The following is a 23,460-nucleotide window of genomic DNA, read 5'->3' on the forward strand; positions in this document are numbered from 1 at the left end:
CTTGCTCTACAAGATAGAAAAATAAAAATAAATGAGGAACCGTTGACTCCTTCATCATGCCTCGTTAGTATGTAAAAAAAATTCACCAGGGGTGCTCTGAAATTAATCAGGGCTGAGAAACACCCTTATAACCTGCACTGGATAATGCCTGCGGAGGGAGAGTGATGATATCCACACTCAAATTGTGTTTAGTAACACATATTCATGGTTGTTCATTTTCAAGTTATCTGAAGTTCATTCAGCAAGCGGTGAATGGCGGGATAACGTCAATACAGTTGCGCGATAAGAATAGTTCTCTCTCCGAGTTACACCACCGGGCTCAAATCCTCAAATCGATTTTACAACCTTTGTCGGTACCTCTCATCATCAATGATTCCGTTGAACTGGCTTATGCCGTTGATGCTGAAGGCGTTCATTTGGGACAGGCTGATGCTTCCCCCATATTGGCTCGTGATTATTTAGGTTCACAAAAGCTCATTGGTTTATCCATTGAATCCTTTTCAGACTTGGAGTATGCCAATACATTGGATTGTCTTGATTATGTTGCCGCTAGTGCAGTTTTCCCGAGCCTAACCAAAACGGATTGTAAAACCATCTGGCAATTAGATGGTTTAAGAGCCTTGGTAAACTCATCAAGGCATCCGGTCATTGCAATAGGGGGAATTAACACGTCTAACCTGCAATCCGTTCTTGAACACGGCGCTTATGGAGCAGCTGTGGTTAGTGCGGTCCATCAGGTCACGGATCATCAACAAGCTGCAAGCGCATTAAGGAAAATTATTGATGAACATTATTAGCCAAGATAGGGCGATTATTGCTCAAATAAGAGCACAAAAACCTTTGATTTTGAATTTGACAAACCATGTATCCATCGAATTAGTCGCCAATGGTTTATTGTGTATCGGTGCTTCACCGGTGATGAGCTTTGCGGAAAAAGAGCTTGAATCTTTACTGCAATGTTCCAGGGCAGTTGTGATTAATATTGGAACGTTAAACACGGATTTTATCTCTTTAGCTCAAAAAGCATGCAAATTTGCCAATCAGCTTACTGTACCCATTATTCTTGATCCAGTGGGAGCAGGGGCGAGTCTTCTTCGTACGAATGCTTGCTGGCAATTGCTGGACTCCAACTCCATTGCAGTGGTTCGTGGTAATGCCAGTGAAATCATGGCATTGATTGACTTAAACGTCAGAACGAACGGTGTAGATAGTTCCGAGGCTGTCGCGCAAGCAATTTCAGCAGCACAACGACTTGCGTCATTAAGTCAGGCCGTGATTGCAATCAGCGGGGAGATGGATGTGATCGTTAGCCAGACTCAGTCGGCTTGTATTCATGGAGGTTCAGAAATCATGCCGTATGTAACTGGCACAGGTTGCTTGTTTACTGCAGTTATTGCGGCTTTTTGTGCTGTCTATAACGATTATTATGTGGCGGCACAAGCCGCAGCACGATTTTATGGTGCCTGTGGCCAGCTGGCTGCTGATAAGGTGCAAGGACCTGGTTCTTTTAAAATGCATTTTCTGGATGCGTTGTATCAATATTCACATGAGAAAAGCGATGAATAAAAAAAACTATCCATGCGTATTGACCATTGCTGGAACTGATCCTTCGGGTGGTGCCGGAATCCAGGCAGATATTAAAGTGATTTCAGCAACAGGATGTTACGCTGCTTCCGTCATTACTGCGCTTGTTGCGCAAAATACCCAAGGTGTGCAGGCTATTTTAGACGTGCCAGCTTCTTTTATTCAACAACAACTTGATTCAGTTTGTCAGGATTTAAACATGGCTAGTGTGAAAATTGGCATGCTACACAATATGGAAGTCATTGATGTGGTAGCCCAAGCTCTTCAAGTGTACAAACCTAGGCATGTTGTACTCGATCCGGTGATGGTGGCAAAAAATGGTTCTCCGTTGCTTAAAATAGAAACGCTTTCGTATCTTAAGAGCAGACTTTTCCCAAACGTTCATTTGCTTACCCCGAATTTGTTTGAGGCAGAAAAGATATTGAACGTTGCTATTGCAACCATGGATGAGATGGTTGATGCTGCAAAAACGATGGCAGAAGCCTATGGCGTAAATGTCTTACTCAAGGGTGGCCACTTAAATTCTTCACAGGCTTCTGACGTATTTTATTCTATAAAAACACAAACCATGACATGGTTTCATTCCAAGCGCATTGTTACTAAAAATACCCATGGAACTGGCTGCAGTTTATCGGCGGCAATTGCTTCTTTTTTAGCGCTGGGAGAATCGTTAGACGTCGCAATTGGATTTGCAAAACACTATCTTACTAATGCGCTTGCGTCAGCAAGCCATCTTCACATCGGTCATGGCCATGGCCCTGTTGATCATTTTTATTTTTTGGAAGATTTACGTGCTCATCTTGCAACACATGCTGCGTGCCGCTGAAGCGAACGTGCATAAAATATATACTCATCCATTTAATCGTAATTTATATCGTGGCACATTGCCTCCAGCGGCTTTTAGACATTTTGTGATGCAAGATCAAATTTATCTTCATCATTTTGCTAAAACCTTGATGGTTATTACCAAGCGTTTACCTAATAAAGAACAGCAATATAAATTTGAACGTCTCGCCACTAAAATGATACGTACAGAGCAAACGTTGTTACAAAAATACTTAAAGCCATCTCCCTATCTATTTTTTTCCTCTCATCCAGCTAGAACAGAATCACCAATCATTAAAGCGTATCGTATGCATCTTCATGAGAGTGCAGAACATGCTTCCCTTGCCACGGCAATCGCAGGTTGTATCCCTTGCTTTTGGATTTATTGCAGCTTGGGCGAGCAAATGCCCACGGTATTACTGCCCGGCAATCATCTCTATAAAAATTGGCTCCAAACATATTCAAGCCCATCATTCAGAATCGCAACACAACACGTTGTGGAAATATTTAACGAATATGCTCAATGCGAGCAGGAACAAAGAGCGATTGATGCTATGACAAGTGGATTTTGCCGTTCTGTTTCCTATGAACGTTGTTTTTTAGACGAAGCCTATGAAATCTCTTGCTCACATTCGGTTGATTATTCTGAACCATTGAATTCATGTCTGTAGTCGAATTTCACCTAAATGTTAAAAAATAGTTGTTACTTAAAAATTGTACTATTCTTAATGGTTGGACACGGTAATGGAGGGTATTTATGGTGGCATTAGGGACGCAACATTCATTGGCAATGACAACAGCCATGGAACCTATTCAAATCAAACACATCATTATGATGGGCGATAGTCTTTCAGATCGCGGGACATTAAACAAGCGATTCTTATTTGGCTGTATTCCCATGAGTTATATAAGCGGACTGAATAAATACTCACCAGATGGGCGCTTTACAAATGGTTTGGTATGGAGCGACCATGTCACAGCAAGCATCGCCAGTGATTTTACAATTAAACGATTGCAAAAAAAACGGCATATGGATGATACGGATATTGCGGACGCGGTGATCGCACGTGATAAGCGTATTTTGCATGCAATTTATGACAGTTACTCGCTCGATGATGATCGATTTGTTAATTACCGTGGCAAAGTGTGGGTAAGGAGTTATTGTGAAGGTGGACTAATGTCACATGATTACGGTTGGACACTTAGCTCAAGCATTACCCGTTTTTTCAGCCGCATTATATTGTCTGCTTTGGCGGATATGAGAAAAAAGATTTTACAGTATGATAAAGAACATCATATTTCTTATCAACAAAAAGCAGAAACACTTGTCGTTGAATGGTCTGGTGCTAACGACTTAGTAACCGTTAATGCAAAACCTTCCATCGAGGAAGTGGATAAAGCGATTGCAGCAAGAATCCAAAATGTTAAAAAACTCATGGCCGCAGGCTATCGACATTTTGTTTTATTTAACCTGCCCGACTTATCGCTAACCCCTCGCTTTCAGGCAAAATCCGAGAAAGAACGTGAAGAAGCCAGGCGGTGTTCCCTGTATTTCAACACACAATTACAGAACGCTTGTGAGCAATTGAACCGTGATTATCCATATTGTGTCGTGGATGTTTTTGATGTAAATACTGAATTCTCAGACATCTATCAAAATCCGTCACGGTATTATTTTGACCCTGCAAAACGAGCAACTGCCTATACAGAATCTGCCGATTTTGATGACCCATCCGATGGTTTTTCCCCTGCCAGTGGATACATGTTTTATGATGACTTGCATCCTTCGGCAGATATGCATGCTTTGTTGGCTTATCATTTCTATTCGCGCTTATCAACGCGGTATGAGCTCCTGGAACCCGATCGAGTTTTAAAACCCCAAAAAGCGTGTTCTGAGGAAGCATTGCTTGCCTGTTTTCGCAAGCAGTATGAAGCGTCTCTTGATAAAGATAAGCAGGGCTTTTTTTATTCTTTGCAACGCTCTAGACTTGATTATAAACAGGCTTCTCTGGAGAAAATACTGCGCCATGCGCTTCAGGAAGGCGGTACACGAACTCGTCATGTATTAAAAGCGCTTGGTTGGCTAAGCAAAGAGGGAGAGTTGATGCTGGATGTTCCTGTTTTGCAAAAAGCGATGGCTAATATTTCTGCTGGTGTACCTTTGACAGCTACAAAAAGTGGTTAGTACATTTACTTTGTATATTTATAAAATTTTCTATTTAATAAAATAATAATCTTTATGTTCTATAATTATTCAATAAATTGATTTTTTATTGGATAGAAACATGCCTAGTGATTTAAGCGTCAGACGAGATAGTGAATTTTTTATCTCAATCGCCAAGCAAGGAATACATAGTTTTCTCATGCTTGGGGTGGTTGGTGAGGATGGTTCGCCGCAGTTATTGGCAAGAGTCGGGAAGACGAATGACATTGACCCTGATTTTGCAAGTCAAGTCACCATGGCGAGAAAAGCAATTGCCAGTCAAACTATGGCAAGGCTTGCCGATGAAGGGATTGCTCGTGGCAAGGATCATAAGGCAGACGTTAATTATAAAGCGTATGCTATCAATTATGAGCAATTTAAACAGTTTCTGGAATTAATTGGAGACATTGAAAAAAGGCAGCTTGCTAATCCAGCCATTCGGGACGCTGTGGAAAGAGAATCCAATTCTAGAATAGAATGTTATGTACCTAAGGAGGGTGAAGCGGATTCGGATAGGATAACCTTAATATATCGAACACTCGAGAGTGCAGGGTATCATCGAGACCCTTCTGCTGAGCCTTCGGCTACTGTGACTGGTGCGCAAAGCTTGCATGTCAGCAATACCTGCCGAACGACTGCGCTTAATATTCTTGAATCGATTTTGGGTTTTAAAACCAATGTGTCCCGCTATTTTTTTATTGAACCGGATTATAAAAGCAAATTGCGCGCGGGCCAGCCGGATAAGGATAGTTTTTATATTCTGCCGCCCCCTCCCAATACATGTCCTGATTTATCCGCTCAACAACAATATGTATTAGAAAAATTATACGCAAGGCTGGAAAAAATCCCTAAAATAAAACCGGAAGATCCTGAAACTCGTAAAAAGTTTGATAAATTAAAAGACTTATATAAATCACTGGTCGGGGAAAACAGGTTGTCTGCAAGCGATCTTTTAGTAAAAATCAATGAACATGAAAGAATAAATAAAGAGGTTTTACATAAAAAGCGAGATCCAAACTTTTTTAGCAGACTCTTTTCAACGTCAACGTCTACTGAAAAAATGTATAAAGAAATGCGGAGGCACTTAGAATTAGAACGTGAGGAGAATAAAGAAGAAGACAGGCCCGCTCCAAAATAATCATCGTATTATCATGATTAAGCTCCATGGGATATAGATGATCTGTCCGCCGTATCATCAAGCAGTTCACTACGAATATCAGATATTTTTGCTTTTAGCTCATGTTGTAGTTGTTTTCGTTGATGAACTTCTGAAAACACCTTTGTTAATAATCCGGCATTGGATTCTCCCTCTATTTTATTGGTCAAATAACTACATAGGGTTGCTCTTGCGGTAGGCTCCATTTTATCTTTGACGTAATCGGTTAACTGTTTTTCGATTAAAGGTAATATGGCATTTATTTGCTTGGTATTCAATTTTTCAAAAAATCTTAAAACATCATCACTTGATTCTGCATGGAAGCTGTCGAAGGGAACATTAGTAAGAAATATTCTGCATTTGTCTGTAGATAAATATTGCATTAAATGACCAGCTTCTTCAAAACTTGGAGTTTTTAATGTGTCAAGCATTGCTTGAAATACTTGTTTTCGTTGTGCATAAGTAAATAGTTTTTCCATAACGACGTTAACATCCTCCAAATTTTTGATTAATCCCTTGATTTCACTCTTTTTAAGAGCTTGTTCGATTTTAGTTGGGGGAAGAAAACGAAGAATATCTGCTAGTTGATTTGCGTCTTTGACAAGACTCGAAAGTAAAGGAGCAATATCCTCATAAGCGGCTGCTCTGGAACGTTCTGACATGTGATAAAGGATGGTGGCCAGTTCTTCTGCACTTCTTGCGCTCTTTATATCGGCAAAAGGATTTACATCATCGATAACGCGGCATGGAGTTGCCTTGTAGGTTTCTGTTTCATCAAGATATCTTGCCAGATCCAGATGAAAAATAACATTTTCTTTCATGAAGTGCATCATACTTGCCTGTAAAGCAGCGAACTGTTTGGCAGGAATGTTGCCTTTCAGAGTTTCTATTGATTTTAAAATATTTTCCATCAAGGCTTGTTTCTGGTGGTGGTCGGCTGTTTCACAGGGATATTGATTAACTAGCCTATAAATTTCTTTGCGGACATCATCTAACGCAGCAGGTTCATCCTTTGAGAAAAAATATTGAAGAATGTTTTCAAATTCAATAGTAAATTCTCGAAGCGCTTTCCCTTCATTAGACGTCAGTTCTGTGATTTTTCTATATAATTGGTCTTTATCAGGAAAATGAGGGGCGCGATCCAGAGCGTATAATGCTTGGCCAATTTTAACGGCTCCATCCATCGTGAGTGTATCTCTGGATCTAGATACTTCTCTAAATAAAGCGTGTTTATAGCGTGAAGAAAGTTGTAGGCGACCAACAACGCCTGCGTGAAATTTTTGTTGAAATATTTTGGGCATATAAAACATACGGTCGGACATTTCATCGTATGCTAAAGCACGTGTAGTGAGTCCCATGTTAGTGCAATAATCAAACACATGATTGCCTGCTTTGCGGGAAAATTCAACGTGATGAGTTTTAGGCACCGTATAAATAAAATGCCGACAGTCCGCGCTAAAAAGAGGAGCCATCTGTCTAAAATATTTATTGTGTAGCGGGTTCACTTTTTTATCATAAACGCCTAATATGACTTCCGCATGGCGCAGGTTTCTGCATGCCCGTAAATCTCGATTTTTATAAAACTCGGAAGAAGATTTTACAGCATGATATTTTGTGTTTCCTGGCACAGGATCTTCGGCGATAAGAGAGATTGGTATATTAAGATCATCTAAATGACGGGCGGCGGCGAAAGTGGTTACTGCCCCGCGGCTGAAGCCTTGCAGATGAATGTCATCAATGGCCACACGATCAAGTTCTGCGTCGGTTCCCTTAATGATAATGGAGCTGCCAAATTGTTTTTTTAGCGCTGCAAGTGAAAGTTCTCCACTTTCTGTGAAACAGGTGCGAAGTTTACTGGCAACAACATTAAGATCAGGAGCAAGATAACCTATGCCGGGAGGTGCGCCACCTATTTTACTATCCTGACAACCATTAAAATAAATTCGAATGACATTTTCACCAAAAGGTTTTTGTTCATGGAGTGCGCTCATATTAACTGCAGTGTCCCCGGTGCCGGCAAACGAAAAAAAGACTTTTTTAGGCATCCTATTATCCTTATTGTAAATCTTAAACTCTATTTGATTTAATTTTAGTATAAAAATTACAAGTCTGGATTGAGCAAAGATGTGTACTAACAGGTAAGCAATGCAAGTGAGTTAAGACAAAATGTTAGCTGTGCCTGTGAATCTACGATATCATATAATAACAGCTGTTCCATAACATAATACTTCAGTTCCGATTTGGCCAAGTTCCCCTGTATCATAGCGCATGGCAATGACAGCATTAGCGCCAAGTTCTTGAGCATGCGTTAACATAAGTTGATGTGCCTCTTCCCGTGCGTGTTCGCACATTTGAGTATAAGCGCCTATCTTTCCTCCAACGATTGATTTTAATCCACCCATAAACCCCTGTGCTATTGTTGGAGACCGAACTACAATACCACGAACGACTCCCAAATATTGTTTGACAGGATGTCCTTCAATGATATCGCTGGTAGTAACCGGTATTGACATTTCACATTCCTTGTAAAGATATGATTAATGCTTGTAAGATTAGCCGAAATCACTTTTATTGTCACTTTACTTTAGGGTCTGTTGACAGACCCTCTGTTTTTTCTAACACAGTATAAAATGGAACGTTCATAAAAAAAGTCTGATAATCATTTGAATACCAAGTAGTATAACCATACTGCCTGCCAGTAACATGATAATGCGTGGTTGAATATATCGAACAATAATGGCTGCCAAGGGTGCTGCTGCGGCTCCACCAACAATTAATCCTAAGATAATAGACCAATGGGAAATTCCTATTGTGAAGAGGAATGTGGTCGAAACACTGATTGTGATCAAAAATTCTGTTAGATTGACAGAGCCGATCGTACAGTGAGGGGTTGTGCCTTGTGCTAGAAGGGTTGCATTGACAATCGGTCCCCATCCTCCGCCCCCTGTCGCATCAAAAAAACCGCCGACCAATCCAAGAGGGATTAAGCCACGGGCTTCATCGGATGGTAACTTATGAGTTTTAACTTTTTTTACAATAAAATTTTTAAGAACATGTGATAATTTTCCTCCTTGAAATGCTCTGTATAAAATAAATCCTCCCATGATGATTAAGTATGCAGCAATGAATGGCTTTGCTATATTTTCAGGTATGCGCGTTAATAAATAAGCGCCAATGATACAGCCTATAATGCCTGGGATTGCCAAGCGTCTGAATAAAGTGTAATCAATATTCTTAAACATAGCATGGGAAAATCCTGAAATGCCTGTGGTTGCAATTTCTGCCGTATGCACGGATGCGCTGGCCACCATAGGTGGAATTCCAAAACTAACCAAAACGCCAGTACTTATTACGCCGTAAGCCATACCTAATGCACCGTCAACAATCTGAGCGATAAAACCTACGATTGTAAAGAGAAAAAATTGGCTCACAATCAGTCATCCTTTCAATGGGATATTTTTATAGATAACATTATTATTTATAAGTTAACTAAAGGTAAGTATCTACTTTATAGTTAAAAATAATTTTTTATATTCCATTTAATAAAATGTAATGAATACAATACTGCAGACAATCATGATGACAAGCTATAAGGCACGTTTTGGAGAAGAGGGGGGTGTATCATCTTCTTGGAAATATTGTGGAAATTCATCAGAAAACTTTTTGAAAAATTCGGTATCTGTTATGGAAGAAGGGAGATTATGCAAATAATCATTTTCTCGATAAGGGATACCTACTTGATTGGCGACAATCATCACTTCATGAAAACTATGATTGCCACCGGTGGTCAAAAATACGAAACAAGCAATTGCATACTGATGTAACTCTTCTGCAGTGAGATCACCATACAGCTTGGCCCCTAATAACAACGCTCCTGTGTGGCCCGAAGGCCCTGCCACCTTTGGAATGGTTTTCCCTATTGTGTTTTTATAAAAAATGGAGCTGGAATCAATTTCATATCGATCAATTGCGCGTTTATGGGCTTCCTCACAAACACCGGCAAGTTTATTAAACACAGGGTGTCGTGTAATGCCTAATCGTCTGGTAAGAGGAGGATTACTATTTACTTCTTTTCTTGCCCGATCCCGAAAAAGAGTTTCAGAAAAAATTTGATTGACTAAGGTCATTTTTTTCGTGGCGATTCCCTGGGTATCTTCTGGATCGGTTTGCTTGATGAGCTCATCAAATAGCCTATGAATAAAGACGACATGAATTTGCAGAATTTGGCTTATATTATTTTGGTCAGAGCAGAGTACTTCCTGTATTTTTTGCAGGATGGATTCTTCTGTGAGAGAAACAGAAGAATCCATAAATTCTAAGCGGCCATAGTATTTCTCATCTAATAATTCTTCAGTGATGGTTTTATTTTTTGTAAGAATCTTTAATAGGATTTCTTTATTTTGTGTTATTAAAAGATAAATTGCGTCCGATACTTTTTTAATGGAAGGAAATAATTTCGGATGATGAAGAAGCTGACATGCTAATTGGGATTCAAAAAATTCTTTATGACGCATTTTAAATTCTTGTTGGACAGATTTAAATTCTTCTTCCACAATTTTTTTCTTCGGTCTGAACATCAAGATCCTATAAACAATCAACTCTTATCTTTTGCTGCCTTACATTTAATTATTTAGAGATTGCTTTCCTTTTTAACAACAGACTTTATATCCCTCCTAACTAAAGGGAAGAATAGGTTTTGCTTGATATAATGCCTTATTGTTACGAGGAGAACTCTATTTTAATTTAGCTGCGCCATAAGATTACACATTGTACTTCATGTTCTAAAACATATCAATTACAGGGGTAAGGTACAAATAGTATGACGTAAAAAAGGCCAGAATGGGAAATAAGCGGTGGTCTTTCATTGTTTTATGAGTGTTTTTCTTTTTTCAGACGTCGTTGCTCTTGCCAGTTCTGTATCAGTACATAAAAAACTGGGACAAACACGACGGCAAGGCAAGTAGACGCCAGCATACCGCTAGCTACAGCAATACCAATAGAACGCCGGGCATTAGCGCCTGCGCCACTGGCAAAGACTAAAGGCATCACCCCCATAATAAATGCAAAAGAGGTCATCAGAATAGGGCGAAAACGTGTTTTTGCTCCTAGTACGGCTGCTTCCGTAATCGATTTATTATGAAATAGCCGTTGTTCCCGCGCTACCTCAACAATCAGGATGGCGTTCTTGGCAGCCAAGGCGATTAGCAGTAATATACCGATTTGTGTATACATATTATTAGCCAAGCCTAAAATAGATAAAATCAATACGGTACCAATTAATGCCAATGGCACACTAAAAATAATCGATGCTGGCGTAAGCCAGTTTTCATACTGTCCAGCTAAAATCATATACACTAAAATCAGCGATAAAATAAATATGTAGTAACTCATATTTCCGGCTATCTTTTCCTGATAAGCCGTACTTGTCCACTCGTAAGATAATCCGGCCGGCAATAATTGACGCGCCAACGTTTCCATGGTTTGCATGGCTTGACCCGAACTGTATCCTGCTCCCGCCATGCCATTGATGCTGCTGGAAGGGTAAAGATTATAAAGAGAGATAATTCCAGGCCCGACAGTTGGGGCAACATCGGTGAGCGTGCCAAGAGGTACCATTTCGCCTGACTGATTTTTTACATAATAATTACGCATGTCTTCGATGGTCATACGTGAAGCAGCATCCGCTTGCACATACACTTGGAATACTTGTCCAAATTTTGTAAAAAGATTAACGTAAGAAGAGCCAAGATAGGTTTGTAAGGTATCAAAGGCATCTCCAATGGAAACACCTAAGGACTCTGCTTTTGTTCGATTAATGGGTGCTAACAATTGCGGTACTGAGGAGCGAAAAGAGGTCATCAATTTCTGTACTTCTGGCCATTGATTAGAATAATTAATGATCTGATCTGTGATATTTTGTAATTTTTGGTAATCAAACGTGCCATCCTGTAATTCAATTTGCATCTGAAAACCACCTGATAATCCTAGACCTTGGATTGGCGGAGGCACGACAACTAATACTTTTGCATCGAGTGTATTTGCAGCAATATCATTAAATTTTTCATACATGGCCAGTAAATCTTCTTTTTTGCCTCGTACACTCCAATCCTTAAACATCACATACAGAACACCGGCATTTGAGAGGCTGGCGTTATTATCCAGGAGTGAGATGCCGTCAATGGCGATAACATTTTCAACTCCATCTACCTTGGCTGCTTTTTTACTGAGTTCGTCCAAAATTCTTTCCGTGCGTTGCAAACTCGCACCATCAGGCAGTAAGACACTCAAAACAATATAACCCTGATCTTCAATTGGGATAAATCCTGTAGGGATACGGCTTAAGCCAAAAATGGCGCAAGCAACCAAAAGAATCCCAAGTAAACACACGCGACCACTGTGATGTACCAGGCGATCCATGAATCGCACATAGGCCGCTTCCAGGGGATTGTAGATTCGGTCAAAGGTACGGAAAAAAACGTTTTTTGGTTTGCTTTCATCAATAGGTTTGAGCCATAAGGCGCATTGGGTCGGTTTTAGCGTCATCGCGTTAATGGCACTAATAAATGCTGTTGCGGCAATGACTAAAGCAAATTGAGCATACATAGAACCCGTTAAACCAGGCATAAACCCAGCAGGTAAAAACACGGCCATGAGGACCAACGTAATGCCAAGAATTGGTCCAAATAATTCCTGCATGGTTTTAATGGCTGCCTCTTTGGGCGGCATCCCGCGTTCAATATGTTGGGTCACTCCCTCCACAATAACAATTGCATCGTCAACCACAATACCAATCGCTAATACCAGGGCAAATAACGTCAGTAAGTTAATGCTGTAACCCAGCATGAACATGGCAATAAAGGTGCCAATAATGGTTACCGGAACCGTTGTTGCAGGAATTAAAGTCGCACGAAAATTTTGTAGGAACGTAACAATGACCAGTAGTACTAAAATACCTGCTTCAAAGAGTGTTTTATACACTTCATCGACTGAAGCTTTTACAAAAATTGTTGTGTCAAAAGGAATGGAGTACTTCATTCCCGGCGGGAATTTTTTTGCCATTTTATCGACCGTTTTGCGCACTTCATTGGCTACTTCCAAAGCATTGGCTCCGGGGAGCTGAAATATTCCAATAGCAGCCGTCGGTTTACCATTGAATTTGGCAAGCTGATTGTAATTAGAGGAGCCAAGTTCAACCCGACCGACGTCACGAACACGTATGATTTGTGCACTATTGCTGGCATTCGCATTTTCATCCGGTTGAGTGGCTTGTGATTTAATGATGATATTGCCAAACTCCTGTGGGTCAGCAAGCTGACCCGGGACATTTAGGGTCAATTGATAAGCCTGTATGCCTGCAGTGGGCGGGTTGCCAATTTGTCCAGCGGAGACTTCCTTATTTTGATTGCTGATGGCTTCAAGTACTTCACGTGGCGTTAAAGAAAAAGCCCGCATTTTTTTAGGATCAAGCCAGATTCTCATGGCATACGAGCCCGAGCCAAAAATGATTACATTGCCTACACCGGGTAATCGAGATAACTCGTCTTGCATGTTGATGGTGGCGTAATTGTTAAGAAATAATCCATCGTACTCACCATGTTCGGATGTGAGGGTAATAAACTGCAAAATATTGGTGGATTTTTGTTGTACAAGTACGCCTTGTTGTTGGACTGGTTGTGGTAATTGCGCCATGGCTGCTTGCACACGATTTTGCACAAGCACCTGGGCAAAATTGAGATCAGTACCAATAGCAAAGGTCACGATCAAGTTATAATTACCGCTGTTGGTACTGGTTGATTGCATGTAGAGCATATTCTCTACCCCATTGACTTGTTGCTCAATGGGAAGTGCAACGGTGTTGATTAAGGTTTTGGCATCAGCGCCAGGATAGTTCGTCGTCACTTGGATTGTGGGGGGGACAATCGCTGGATATTGTGATACAGGCAAAACAGCAATGAAAATCAAGCCAAGAAAAACCAGCAATAATGCGATGACGTTTGCTAGTACCGGCCGTTCAATAAAAAATTTAGAAATCATGGCTATGCCTCCTCATGAGGATGATTGAGGAGTAACTGGATTGCCAGGTGTGGCATTCTGCAATCCACTGACGATAACATTATCTTGGGCATCAAGTCCCTTAAGGACAGCACGCATGCCTTGCTCTAAACTGCCTATTTCCACTCGTTTCAGAACAACAACATTGTTTTTATCAACCACCAGTAGATAAGGACCAATTTGATCCGATTGAATGGCAGTATCCGGTACTGTTAATTTAGGAGAGGGTTTGGATAAAGCAACTCGTATTTGTACAAAAAGACCAGGGACTAACGTATAGTTTTTGTTGGGTAAAACGGCGCGAAACTCCATGGTGCCTGTTGATGCATTAAGACCAGTATTCACAAAATCAAGCCGTCCTTCGTGTGGAAATCCTGTTTCATTTTGCATGCCGACATACACAGGAACTTTACTGATGTCGGATGGTTTAAAGCCTCGAGCACGTGCTGCTGTGCGGATTTTAATTAAATCCAGTTCGTTGACATTGAAATAAACATAAATGGGGTCAATTTGTTCAATCGTTGCTAAATCGGTGGCTTTGCCATTACCAACCAAATTTCCTGCATCGACCAGATGGCGGCCAATGCGTCCATCGAAAGGAGCAAGAACATGAGTATAGCTGTATGTAATGTTAGCATTCTCAGCATTTGCCTCGGCTTTCGCTACATCGGCCTCAGACTCTTCACGTTTGGCAAGCCACTTCTCCACGCTATTTAGAGATGTTGCATTTTCTTTGTACATTTGCTGCTGACGAGCGTATTCCGCCTTATTATAAGCAAGGTTTGCTTTTTGTGCGGCTACTGAAGCTTGCGCTTCCTTTAATTTCTCCAGGTAAGGCTCAGGTTCGATAACAAATAATTCTTGCCCTTTTTTGACGAAAGTTCCATCGATAAACGATATCTTATTAAGGTAGCCTTCGACCCGTGCAACCAGATTTACTGAGTTGTAAGCAACGGTATTACCCGTTTCGGTGATGTACTCAGCCATCTCAGCCAATACTGGTTTTTTAACGATAACGACTGGAGGTTGTCTAACTGGTGCATCGCTTTTCGTTTTGTGAAATAAAAAAAAGTAAACAATCAGCAAGATAGCAAAAATTATGGCGCTGGTTTTTATTGTTTTTAATGTCTTATCCTGAGTCATGGTCCATCACCAATTCGGTAGATAAAGTTGTTTTATTTTCTGCTCATTCGTTGCAGGCGGCATATGATTTTGTGGTTGCAGCAAATTACCCCAGTTGGTGCGGGCAGCCATTTCTCTCTTAATCTGTTGTGGAACAATATCATTGCAGCCGCGAATTTGCCAACCACCACCCAAGGCACGATAAAGGGCGATTAAAGCTTGTGCAACATCACCTTTTGCATTGGTTAATGACGTTTGCACCTGAAGTTGTTGCCGTTCTACAGTAAGTACAGTTGTGTAATCGGTTTCCCCTTCTTTATATCGGATTAATGCCAGTTTTGTGGATTGAATGGCTGAATTATTGGCAAGAGTAAGAGAACGCTCTGTTTTTTTAGCCTCAATGTAGCGAGTGATATTGTCTTGTATTTCTTGCTGTGCTTGCAACACCAAATTGACGTATTTTAGCAGTGCCTCTTGAAACACGGCATCTTGCATGCGTACAGCGTTGGTGATTTGTCCATAATTAAGCAGAGGCCAAGTGAATGAAGGGCCTGCAGTGATGGTTCGATTTGCCCAGTTAAACATATCACTGATGGATGAGTTGCCAATGTTCGTTGAGGAAAAAACAAACGTACCGGCCAATGAAAATGCGGGGTAAAGATTTGCTTTCGTAGCTCCTATGGCTTCGGATTGAGCGATGGCTTCCAGCCGGGCTTGATGAATATCCGGTCTTTGTGCCAATGTTTCTTTGGGAATGCCAACTTCTACGGTTTTTGAAGCTTTGGGGATACCATGGTTTTTTACGAGTAAACTGTTTACTTCGGTCGGAACAATACCAAGCAATACACCTAATACATCTTTATAATGCTGCAAATTACTAAGCTGGGTAGGAAGATTAGCCTGTGTTTGAGCAAGTTCCGTTTGTGCTTGTTGGACGTCTAATAAACTGGTTTGACCGGCTTTGAAACGAGATTTGGCAATTTTAAGACTTGTAGATTGCAATTGAATATTTGCTTTGGTTACTTTGATAAGTTCCTCATAGGTGCGAATGTTCATGTAGGTACTGGCAATATCTGCCGTGAGAGTGACCAACGCATTGTCGTAGGCTGCAACAGACGCTAAGAAGGCGGCATCATTTGAACGGATGGCTCTTCGGTATTTCCCCCAAAAATCAAGCTCCCAACTGGCTGAAAACCCTAGTGATGCTGTCTCAAAGCTCGAGGGTAAGAGCGTTTCTAATGATCCACCACCAATGCGTTGATACGTGTAATTCCCCGTCATTGCCTGTTGTTGTGGATAGAGTTCACCAACCGATTGCGCAAGTTGCGCTCTGGTTTGCAGTACTCGCACACCGGCAATTTGTAAGGATATGTTATTATGGTAACCCTGATTAATTAACGAGGTGAGGGTAGAGTCATGAAATACATTCCACCAATTGGCATTTTTTGGGGGGGCTTCAGTAACGGGTGAACGTTTATGGGTTTGTAGCCAACGATCGGCAACTTTTACTTTGGGTTCCTTATAATTCGGGCCAACCATCATGCAGGCAGCAAGCAAAAGGTAGGAGATGGCTGTTAAAAATTTTAACATGTCATTAATATTCCTGAAATATTAATGACATTAGTATCATTAATTTACTTATCTGCAAATAGGGGCTGTTGACATTTCATTTTGCGAATCGAAAATTTGGATGATTGTGCGCCATTTTGTGTTTGAATTCGTTAAATAGAGCTTGCTATTCGCCTCATTCAAACACAAAATGGCGCACAATCAGTTGAATTTGCAACCGTGAAATGAAATGTCAGTGGACCCTAGACTTTGGCTGAAAATTTATTTTAAAAAGAATGTATAACTACTAGCCAGATGAGCTAAATATTTTTGTATCATGCCTATGCATCGTAGTGAGTCAATTACATACTCATTTAGGGTTGCGGTTTTTTGTATCCATTGTGGATATTTGACAAGCATGCTACGCTTTTGGATAAAAAAAAATCATAGTAGACTTATAAATGCCATCACAAACAACACTTATAGAAATCAAACAAGGATTAGCCTTTAAAGCGGTTCAGGAAAATCTAGCAGCTTATGCGATAGGATTGCTTGTTTATGAGCAAAACAAATATAAAAAAGTGTTAGATAAAAAGCAAAAGACCGTCGATGTTGATTTAGGTTTTTATTATACAATGCAGTTGCTTGATCAACTGGCCCAATCGCATCCCCATGAAGCAAAAAAAATGATGGAGGCGATCATGTCATTTGACTCGATAGGACGGTATTTATTATCTGAGCAAGAAATATATTTGGATGGCGTGCTTTTTGAATTAGATAAAGTACTAAATCAATATGGCGTGGATACTGACAGACTAAAAATAACGGCCAGAAAAAACCAAGCAAATGCTTTCTGTATTAGTGAGCCTGAACAACAAGAAGATGTAATAATGGCTCCTGCTGCATTTGCCCTGCCAGAAGATTTGGGAGTATTGGGAAAAGATACCGCAGTCATGCTTAGACGATTGGCTACACGAGAAAAAATTGTTCGTGAAAATGTGGTTTTGCATAAAAAGATCGTCCAGTTTTCTATGCATTTTGATTTGTTATCTCAAAGGCCAACCCATGAAAACGTAAAGGAGTGCTTGCTTGTTTTGGCAGAACTTTTCCAGCGAGTGTTTCAGGGCTTTATTATCATCGTTATTAATGGCTATTCAGTCACCAAATTTAAACCGATAAAATAAAAAACTAAATATTGACCAGTCAGGAGAGTGATTTTTTGTAAGATTTACGAAGCATCCAGTTTCGCTTTATAATAAAAAATTAAATTAATAAGAAGGAACTTGTTTATGAACAAAATGACAAAATTATTTATCGGATTACTATGCTCTACGTTTTTATTGTTGAGTGGGTGTAATACCGTCAAGGGGTTTGGTAAAGACGTATCCCAGGGTGGACAGGAAATTGAACGCGCGGCCAGTCAGTAATTTGTGCCCAGGTAACTTATCCTCATTAACATTAAGACATTCATTTTTTAGCTTATGTCTTCCCTAAGGTTCACACAGTGAGGAATAAGTAAAGTGCTGTTTATTTCATGGAATACATTCAGGGAGCAGTATGGTAACACTATCAGTAGAAAAACAGGCGCTTCTTGATGCATTTCAAAAGCATGTTGATGCCGAGCTGCGGAGGGATTTAGATACAACCTTGGCGACGATGACTCCTGACCCTCATATAAACAATATTCCCACTACTATTGGTGGAATTGGTTTGCAAGGGGTTCAGCATTTCTATCGTACGTTAATTCCTGCAGGAAAATTTTTCCCGCCTGATAGTGAGATGATTCCTGTTTCACGGACTATTGATGAGCATCAACTGGTGGATGAAATCATTTTTAAATTTACTCACGCCACCGAAATAGGTTGGATGCTTCCTAACATACCGCCAACAGGGAAACGGGTTGAAATTCCTTTGGTTGTTATTGTCGGATTTTCTCGTGGCAAAGTAACTCATGAACATATTTATTGGGATCAAGCAAGCGTACTAGCACAACTAGGTTTATTAGATCCAGCGGGATTGCCCATAAAAGGGATTGAAGCGGCTCAAAAAATGGATGAATTGCGTCAACGTCTAACATGAGAATTAATTCTACTCCAAAGGTTTGTTATGTTTTACTTTTGTGTCTAAAAGATCTTAGGTACAGAAATGTTAATTCGTATGCCGGTAGCGCCTAATATGCTGGATAAGTTGAAAAAAGCAAATGTGGTACCAAAACTTATTTCGAGATTCTCGTGCCTGTTGTCATGGGAAAACCAGATAAAGAGCGATCTAGGGGCTGAGAATTTTTACAAAAAATAGGGGTGTCAAAATCGGTGGTAGCATATGGGTTCCTGATATTCCTATTGAGCGTGTTATAGCGCGTTTTCAAGAACACTTAAATGAAAACCAACACTATTAACGCTTGTTGCATTTTGTGATGATAAGCCTATAGGAATGTGTAGTTTACGAGACAATGATGGTATTCGTCCTAATTTAGCACTGTGGTTAGGCTCTCTTGTTGTGCATCCTGACTATCAACAAAAAGGCATTGCTCCCAAGCTTATCAATGCTATGAAGCAAAAAGCGAAACAGCTGGGTTTTAGCCAGTTATATCTATTTACTTTTGATCCTACATTACCGAATTATTATTCCAAACTAGGGTGGAACAGGATAGGGATGGATAAATTTAAAGGACATGATGTGAATGTCATGGATATTGCTTTGTGAGGGTATTAGGATGGTTAATGAAATCGCATGGAGAATATTGGCCGTTTACCTACTGGGGTGAGCTCTATGATGGGGGTATTAGTGTTCATAGAGGCAGTGATTATGAGAAGACTATTCTATTGAAAAAAATGATTGAGTACGATCATGCTTTAATAGAGTGTGTTTAGTTGATTTCTATTCACCATGAGCTGTCTTAAGAATGCCTTGTGTTTCTGACTCTTCGTTAAAAAACTTGACGAAAAAAATCTTACTTAATTTAGGATTTTTTTTATTTATTCTTGTGAATTCGGCCGTGAAACCACATTTTTTATAAAATTCCGGCGCTTGAAAAGCACTGGTCACTAAATTGATATTATTAAACCCCTGACCTTTGAAATGATGTTCAAGAGCAAGCAATAACTGCTTACCATATCCTTTACCACGATAAGCATTGTCTACCCAGATATCATCAACATAAATTTCTGAAAATGCTGTATAGGCATTAATTGCTCCAAAAACTTCCCCTTGGGTAGAAGATATGGTCACAGAAAAACGTCGATAATTGACGTCTATACCATGATGAGCCTCATAAGCAACAAATCCTTTCGTCATTCTTTTTTCTGTAGTCTCATCAAGTTCATCAACAAACCGGATTTGATATTCTTTCTTGTTTTCTAAAGGCTCAGTATATCCATGTGCGGTACTATCAAAACGAAAAATAATCCGATGGGGTTGATGCGGATCATAATTTATCGTCTTTATTTCTTCCTGATAATTGCCGGCTGTGATACTTGAAATAGTCTTGCGCCAAAAGGTAAGTCCTCGCTTGTTTTCCGGAATCACTGAAACTTCCCATAATCCTGGATGCATTTTCCACAGTTCAGAAGCAGCCAAATAACCCAGACCTCTACCTTGAAACTTGGCGAGAATGAAAAATTCTCCCATATTCCAAGCGGTATCTGGATAAAGTCCTTCTTGATTTAATAGCGCAAAACCTGCCAACTCACTACCTACTTTGATAAGAAAGGCTTTTCTTGTCGGCTCTTCAAAGTAATTTTTAAAATCGAAACTTTCATAAAGACCATTGGAAGGCACCGCCCAATTCTCTGAAATAAAACCGCACTCACGAGAGAGATCATAAACATAGAATCTTGCCATGTTTTGAATAGTAAGATAATCATCCAGTGAAGCTTCTTCAATTTTTAAAGCAGCGTGTAATTCTTTGATGTTCACAACGTTTTCCTTAAATACAATTTTGCCATATAGCCTTCATTGTGATATCCAAGTGATTTATAAAAATTATGGGAGCCATCTTTGGCTCGTCTAAGTCCAGAAGTCAAATCAATGATACAGGGACTAAACTGTCTAGAAAATTCCTCAACAGCAATCATAAGCTTTTTACCTATTCCTTGATTACGATAATTTTGATCGATGACAAGGCCTTCAATATGAATTCGTGTTGTTTCGGAAACAAAAAGATGGCTCTTTGACCAAGCGATTAAGCCAATCACCTTCCTGTCAATTTCCGCAAGAAGAACACCGTAATGTAACTCTTGCATGAATAATTCAATTCGCTTTTGCACGTCTTCAAGCGATTGTGAATACCCCAATTGCTCCATTAAAGGTAAAATGGAGTAAGCATCATCAATGAATGTATGGCGGATAATCAGTTCATCAGACATTTTAGGATTCCAGGTTGACTCTATCTTTGAATAAGTGAGGAGATGAAATCACCAAAAAAGAAATCGAATTTTCGGAACTGTTTTTCACTTTATGGGCTACCCCGGCTTTAATACTCATACCTTCCTGTTCCTGTAAAACCTGTTCATAATCCTCAAACCCAATCACCAATTTACCTTGTAAACAATAAAAAAATTGTTCTGTTTCCTGATGATAATACTTTATCTCACAGCTACCCGCAGGCATCGTTTCATAAATAACGGTAAACTGACCATCATTTTTTAACCACCATCCATCGCAATCTTGTCCCCATTTAAAATGGGAGGCATTATTTATTGAAACAGCCTTTTTTCTCACCACAGATTCAAATACAGACGATGTCAGGTTTTGACTGAAGCATGAGACTGAATCATTGAAGAGCTCAATGTCTCTTGTTTTCTGAAATTCTTTGCGCAAAAAATAAAAAACAGAGTTCTTCTGAAACCCATGTCGTTCAAACTCAAGTTTGAATCCTAACTTTTGATAAAACCCAAGTGCCTCCCAATCCATGGTATTTACTGTCGCAAACGCACAACTTTTTTCTTGACCATACTTTAAAGCCGCTTGCATGAGCTTTATTCCCCATCCTTGATGTCTTATTTGCTCACTCACCCAAAGATTATCGATATGAAGACCTCCATAGAGTGTTCCGCCACTGCAACCACCAAGGATGCTATTGTCTGCATCACGAATAAAGCATGCAAAGAAATCTAAAGATTCGAAGCCTCTTTGTTGTTTGGCATACGCTTTTATACCATTCGTTAATATTTGAACCTCATCAGGGTCTGGATTTTCTAAAAATGATAATTTTAAAGTCATGATGTTATGCCACTGTAGGAACCCAGGCACCATGTTCTACATAACTTGCCTCATCACTACCTGACCAAGGAGGCATCGTAACGCAAATGAACACCAAATCTTCAGCATCACTTCGGTATTGAAAACGTGTTCCTAATGGAATATCGATGCTGACTCCAGCCGTCAAAGGAGTAATGCTCTCTTGATCATCCAACTTACGCCAAATAGCACCGATTCCTGAAAGAATATACCAGAATTCAGATACCGTCTTATGGTGCACTGCTTTGGAAATAGTACCTGTCTTTAAAGTACAGTGAGCCATACCGCCTAAATGATTGTTCATCAGCAATCGAACCTCGGCACCCGCCGGTGAAATATGTTGATAGTCTTTTGGTATTATTTGTGTATTCATGCATTACCTCAATTATTTTCTGCATTCAAAAACAATGTCCCATCAGGCAATGCTGCCTATCAAACGCGTTAACTAAGTGTACATCGCTAAAACCAACTTCATACTTATTATCAATCTTAGCCAGTGAAGGGTTTTATCATGATGAGATGGTTTGGATCTCCACTGAATCCTGTTTGCTGAAAACCTGCTTTTTCATAGCAGCGAATGGCTTGTTGGTTATTGACATTTGGATCCACAATAATGGCTTTAAAGCGAGTAAGATACTTCTCAATAAATTGATCGATGAGTTTTACTCCCAAGCCTTTGCCTCGGCCTTCTTTTTTGGCAATAAATAGATCGATTCCCGCTAAATCTCCCGGATTATATTGTTGAAAGAGCAGACTATTATAACTATCAATCCCCTCAGGTAAACAATATGTGAGTATATAATATTGAATGAATCCGAAGGGGGAGTTCCCAACGTATACAATAAGACTTGACACATGCTCTTTATTTAAAATTCTCGGTTCATATTTTTCTCTGATGTCATTCAATGACCAGCTTTTACCTCTTGCATACCAATGATTAATGATTGGTTCCTGAAACCATTGATGGAGTTGATTTAAATGTTCCATACTTAGAGGCTTAAATTTAAAATGGTTCATGGCTCTGCTCTTTAAACTGGCTTGTTTAACCAATGGAGAATCGCCATCATTGAACCCATTCCATGATGATGGACCAACCTAAAAGTGCTATCTTAAGTAGTAATCGCTTCTCCAATGTTTTTTTTGCCTGTTCCTGTAATACTCATCAATAGGATAATCATAATGTTACTGTTTAGTTCCGCTTTAGCAAAACATAAACTCACCTTTATGCGATTAAGTGATTGCCTGGACTATGTGTCCGTTGCAGCGAAATGGGCTGAAGATGAGTGGGGATATATTCGTAATAAAGGGGTGGAGTATCGTGAAGAAGTCATGCGAACACTCAGCAATGATGTGTATATTGCAACTTTTGCAGGACAGCCTGTGGCTATGTTTGTTTTGTTAGATCATGCTTTTCATCCTCATTTAATTGCAACGATAGATCAGCTTCCTCATACGCGTGAATTAATGTATGTTTATGTAGAGAAAAAATTTCGTGGACTTGGTTTTGGAAAACAGATCGGCTCTACACCAATTAAGGGGGCACTTTAATCGAGTTAGTATAAACTAAGTCCTTGATTTAGCGATCAAAAGGAGATTAAAGTGCCGAAGTACAATCTTATCCTAAATTTACCTGGATTTTCCATAGTAAAAGTGAGCGGATATCAACCATTAATATTAGATGTAAGCTATAACCGATTAGCCCGTTGTAGTCATTGTCAAAGTAAGAGCG

At 39.9% G+C, this 23,460-nt stretch carries 22 protein-coding genes, 3 pseudogenes and 1 riboswitch; of the genes and pseudogenes, 13 read left to right on the top strand and 12 right to left on the bottom strand.

From position 1 onward, the window contains the following. Positions 1 to 77: 77 nt before the first annotated feature. Positions 78 to 177, top strand: a riboswitch (TPP riboswitch). The 6 genes from thiE to E1O52_RS06430 all read left to right on the top strand — a co-directional run bounded on the left by thiE (position 165) and on the right by E1O52_RS06430 (position 5,750). Beyond that, on the top strand, positions 165 to 797 hold the full coding sequence (thiE, locus tag E1O52_RS06405; protein ID WP_133127872.1) for a thiamine phosphate synthase: 633 nt from the start codon (positions 165 to 167) through the stop codon (positions 795 to 797). It overlaps the preceding riboswitch by 13 nt. Next, a complete protein-coding gene (gene thiM, locus E1O52_RS06410; RefSeq protein ID WP_133127873.1) occupies positions 784 to 1,566 on the top strand; it encodes a hydroxyethylthiazole kinase in 783 nt (260 codons plus the stop codon). Before thiE ends, thiM begins: the two co-directional genes overlap by 14 nt. After that, complete coding sequence (thiD, locus tag E1O52_RS06415; protein WP_207384183.1) at positions 1,559 to 2,410, top strand: bifunctional hydroxymethylpyrimidine kinase/phosphomethylpyrimidine kinase; 852 nt, start codon at positions 1,559 to 1,561, stop codon at positions 2,408 to 2,410. Before thiM ends, thiD begins: the two co-directional genes overlap by 8 nt. Beyond that, complete coding sequence (locus E1O52_RS06420) at positions 2,376 to 3,080, top strand: TenA family protein (protein ID WP_165474728.1); 705 nt, start codon at positions 2,376 to 2,378, stop codon at positions 3,078 to 3,080. Before thiD ends, E1O52_RS06420 begins: the two co-directional genes overlap by 35 nt. Positions 3,081 to 3,166: 86 nt before the next feature. After that, positions 3,167 to 4,594, top strand: a complete 1,428-nt coding sequence (locus E1O52_RS06425; RefSeq protein WP_242602185.1) for an SGNH/GDSL hydrolase family protein — start codon at positions 3,167 to 3,169, stop codon at positions 4,592 to 4,594. A 100-nt stretch (positions 4,595 to 4,694) separates the two neighbouring features. After that, entirely contained in the window at positions 4,695 to 5,750 is a 1,056-nt protein-coding gene (locus E1O52_RS06430) for a hypothetical protein (RefSeq protein WP_133127876.1), read from the top strand. Positions 5,751 to 5,767: 17 nt separating this feature from the next. On the opposite strand, the gene E1O52_RS06435 is transcribed toward E1O52_RS06430, so the two are convergent. From E1O52_RS06435 to E1O52_RS06465, 7 genes are all read right to left on the bottom strand, one after another. After that, complete coding sequence (locus E1O52_RS06435; RefSeq protein WP_133127877.1) at positions 5,768 to 7,813, bottom strand: hypothetical protein; 2,046 nt, start codon at positions 7,811 to 7,813, stop codon at positions 5,768 to 5,770. A 150-nt stretch (positions 7,814 to 7,963) separates the two neighbouring features. After that, positions 7,964 to 8,281: a YbjQ family protein gene (locus tag E1O52_RS06440; RefSeq protein ID WP_133127878.1), complete on the bottom strand. Its 318-nt coding sequence runs from the start codon at positions 8,279 to 8,281 to the stop codon at positions 7,964 to 7,966. Between the two features lie 126 nt (positions 8,282 to 8,407). Then, positions 8,408 to 9,199, bottom strand: a complete 792-nt coding sequence (locus E1O52_RS06445; protein ID WP_207384184.1) for a sulfite exporter TauE/SafE family protein — start codon at positions 9,197 to 9,199, stop codon at positions 8,408 to 8,410. Between the two features lie 156 nt (positions 9,200 to 9,355). Beyond that, entirely contained in the window at positions 9,356 to 10,345 is a 990-nt protein-coding gene (locus E1O52_RS06450) for a hypothetical protein (RefSeq protein WP_133127880.1), read from the bottom strand. A 292-nt stretch (positions 10,346 to 10,637) separates the two neighbouring features. After that, entirely contained in the window at positions 10,638 to 13,802 is a 3,165-nt protein-coding gene (locus E1O52_RS06455) for an efflux RND transporter permease subunit (RefSeq protein ID WP_133127881.1), read from the bottom strand. A 12-nt stretch (positions 13,803 to 13,814) separates the two neighbouring features. Then, positions 13,815 to 14,963: an efflux RND transporter periplasmic adaptor subunit gene (locus E1O52_RS06460; RefSeq protein WP_133127882.1), complete on the bottom strand. Its 1,149-nt coding sequence runs from the start codon at positions 14,961 to 14,963 to the stop codon at positions 13,815 to 13,817. 6 nt (positions 14,964 to 14,969) lie between these two features. After that, a complete protein-coding gene (locus E1O52_RS06465; protein ID WP_133127883.1) occupies positions 14,970 to 16,532 on the bottom strand; it encodes an efflux transporter outer membrane subunit in 1,563 nt (520 codons plus the stop codon). Positions 16,533 to 16,951: 419 nt separating this feature from the next. Here E1O52_RS06465 and E1O52_RS06470 point away from each other — a divergent pair, with 419 nt between their 5' ends. From E1O52_RS06470 to E1O52_RS13160, 5 genes and pseudogenes are all read left to right on the top strand, one after another. Next, positions 16,952 to 17,674, top strand: a complete 723-nt coding sequence (locus E1O52_RS06470) for a hypothetical protein (protein WP_133127884.1) — start codon at positions 16,952 to 16,954, stop codon at positions 17,672 to 17,674. Between the two features lie 105 nt (positions 17,675 to 17,779). After that, the gene (locus tag E1O52_RS06475; protein WP_423202718.1) at positions 17,780 to 17,917 is read left to right on the top strand and encodes an entericidin A/B family lipoprotein; all 138 of its coding nucleotides are present in this window, start codon (positions 17,780 to 17,782) and stop codon (positions 17,915 to 17,917) included. Positions 17,918 to 18,047: 130 nt separating this feature from the next. Further along, positions 18,048 to 18,569 carry an ester cyclase gene (locus E1O52_RS06480; protein WP_133127885.1) on the top strand — a complete coding sequence of 174 codons (522 nt, stop codon included), beginning with the start codon at positions 18,048 to 18,050 and terminating at the stop codon, positions 18,567 to 18,569. Between the two features lie 235 nt (positions 18,570 to 18,804). Then, positions 18,805 to 19,196, top strand: a pseudogene (locus E1O52_RS13345) (GNAT family N-acetyltransferase); the annotation flags it as partial. A gap of 17 nt (positions 19,197 to 19,213) precedes the next feature. Beyond that, positions 19,214 to 19,363, top strand: a complete 150-nt coding sequence (locus tag E1O52_RS13160) for a hypothetical protein (RefSeq protein WP_165474729.1) — start codon at positions 19,214 to 19,216, stop codon at positions 19,361 to 19,363. A gap of 7 nt (positions 19,364 to 19,370) precedes the next feature. On the opposite strand, the gene E1O52_RS06490 is transcribed toward E1O52_RS13160, so the two are convergent. The 5 genes from E1O52_RS06490 to E1O52_RS06510 form a co-directional block, all read right to left on the bottom strand. Further along, positions 19,371 to 20,408, bottom strand: coding sequence for a GNAT family N-acetyltransferase (locus tag E1O52_RS06490; RefSeq protein ID WP_133127886.1), 1,038 nt, complete (start codon positions 20,406 to 20,408; stop codon positions 19,371 to 19,373). Continuing rightward, positions 20,405 to 20,857 (bottom strand): GNAT family N-acetyltransferase, encoded by a 453-nt coding sequence (locus E1O52_RS06495; protein WP_133127887.1) that lies wholly within the window; start codon positions 20,855 to 20,857, stop codon positions 20,405 to 20,407. Before E1O52_RS06495 ends, E1O52_RS06490 begins: the two co-directional genes overlap by 4 nt. 1 nt (position 20,858) lies before the next feature. Further along, on the bottom strand, positions 20,859 to 21,713 hold the full coding sequence (locus tag E1O52_RS06500) for a GNAT family N-acetyltransferase (protein WP_133127888.1): 855 nt from the start codon (positions 21,711 to 21,713) through the stop codon (positions 20,859 to 20,861). Between the two features lie 4 nt (positions 21,714 to 21,717). Next, the gene (locus E1O52_RS06505) at positions 21,718 to 22,104 is read right to left on the bottom strand and encodes a cupin domain-containing protein (RefSeq protein WP_133127889.1); all 387 of its coding nucleotides are present in this window, start codon (positions 22,102 to 22,104) and stop codon (positions 21,718 to 21,720) included. A gap of 116 nt (positions 22,105 to 22,220) precedes the next feature. Next, positions 22,221 to 22,748 (bottom strand): GNAT family N-acetyltransferase, encoded by a 528-nt coding sequence (locus E1O52_RS06510; protein ID WP_133127890.1) that lies wholly within the window; start codon positions 22,746 to 22,748, stop codon positions 22,221 to 22,223. 162 nt (positions 22,749 to 22,910) lie between these two features. Between E1O52_RS06510 and E1O52_RS06515 the strand changes: the two are divergent. Together E1O52_RS06515 and E1O52_RS13465 are read left to right on the top strand one after the other, a co-directional pair. Beyond that, a pseudogene (locus E1O52_RS06515) lies at positions 22,911 to 23,249 on the top strand (GNAT family N-acetyltransferase); the annotation flags it as partial. Between the two features lie 81 nt (positions 23,250 to 23,330). Beyond that, positions 23,331 to 23,460 (top strand): annotated as a pseudogene (locus tag E1O52_RS13465) (ISL3 family transposase); the annotation flags it as partial.

The organism is Legionella nagasakiensis (assembly GCF_900639915.1).
Taxonomy (GTDB): Bacteria; Pseudomonadota; Gammaproteobacteria; order Legionellales; family Legionellaceae; genus Legionella_A; species Legionella_A nagasakiensis.

Bases quoted from the DNA above. Each gene is read 5' to 3' on its own strand.
- thiE (WP_133127872.1), top strand. From the start codon at position 165: ATGATATCCACACTCAAATTGTGTTTAGTAACACATATTCATGGTTGT.
- E1O52_RS06475 (WP_423202718.1), top strand. From the start codon at position 17,780: ATGAACAAAATGACAAAATTATTTATCGGATTACTATGCTCTACGTTT.
- E1O52_RS06460 (WP_133127882.1), bottom strand. From the start codon at position 14,963: ATGACTCAGGATAAGACATTAAAAACAATAAAAACCAGCGCCATAATT.
- E1O52_RS06510 (WP_133127890.1), bottom strand. From the start codon at position 22,748: ATGAACCATTTTAAATTTAAGCCTCTAAGTATGGAACATTTAAATCAA.
- E1O52_RS06440 (WP_133127878.1), bottom strand. From the start codon at position 8,281: ATGTCAATACCGGTTACTACCAGCGATATCATTGAAGGACATCCTGTC.
- E1O52_RS06480 (WP_133127885.1), top strand. From the start codon at position 18,048: ATGGTAACACTATCAGTAGAAAAACAGGCGCTTCTTGATGCATTTCAA.
- thiD (WP_207384183.1), top strand. From the start codon at position 1,559: ATGAATAAAAAAAACTATCCATGCGTATTGACCATTGCTGGAACTGAT.
- E1O52_RS06430 (WP_133127876.1), top strand. From the start codon at position 4,695: ATGCCTAGTGATTTAAGCGTCAGACGAGATAGTGAATTTTTTATCTCA.
- E1O52_RS06495 (WP_133127887.1), bottom strand. From the start codon at position 20,857: ATGTCTGATGAACTGATTATCCGCCATACATTCATTGATGATGCTTAC.
- thiM (WP_133127873.1), top strand. From the start codon at position 784: ATGAACATTATTAGCCAAGATAGGGCGATTATTGCTCAAATAAGAGCA.
- E1O52_RS06470 (WP_133127884.1), top strand. From the start codon at position 16,952: ATGCCATCACAAACAACACTTATAGAAATCAAACAAGGATTAGCCTTT.
- E1O52_RS06500 (WP_133127888.1), bottom strand. From the start codon at position 21,713: ATGACTTTAAAATTATCATTTTTAGAAAATCCAGACCCTGATGAGGTT.
- E1O52_RS06505 (WP_133127889.1), bottom strand. From the start codon at position 22,104: ATGAATACACAAATAATACCAAAAGACTATCAACATATTTCACCGGCG.
- E1O52_RS06455 (WP_133127881.1), bottom strand. From the start codon at position 13,802: ATGATTTCTAAATTTTTTATTGAACGGCCGGTACTAGCAAACGTCATC.
- E1O52_RS13160 (WP_165474729.1), top strand. From the start codon at position 19,214: ATGAAATCGCATGGAGAATATTGGCCGTTTACCTACTGGGGTGAGCTC.
- E1O52_RS06450 (WP_133127880.1), bottom strand. From the start codon at position 10,345: ATGTTCAGACCGAAGAAAAAAATTGTGGAAGAAGAATTTAAATCTGTC.
- E1O52_RS06465 (WP_133127883.1), bottom strand. From the start codon at position 16,532: ATGTTAAAATTTTTAACAGCCATCTCCTACCTTTTGCTTGCTGCCTGC.
- E1O52_RS06435 (WP_133127877.1), bottom strand. From the start codon at position 7,813: ATGCCTAAAAAAGTCTTTTTTTCGTTTGCCGGCACCGGGGACACTGCA.
- E1O52_RS06425 (WP_242602185.1), top strand. From the start codon at position 3,167: ATGGTGGCATTAGGGACGCAACATTCATTGGCAATGACAACAGCCATG.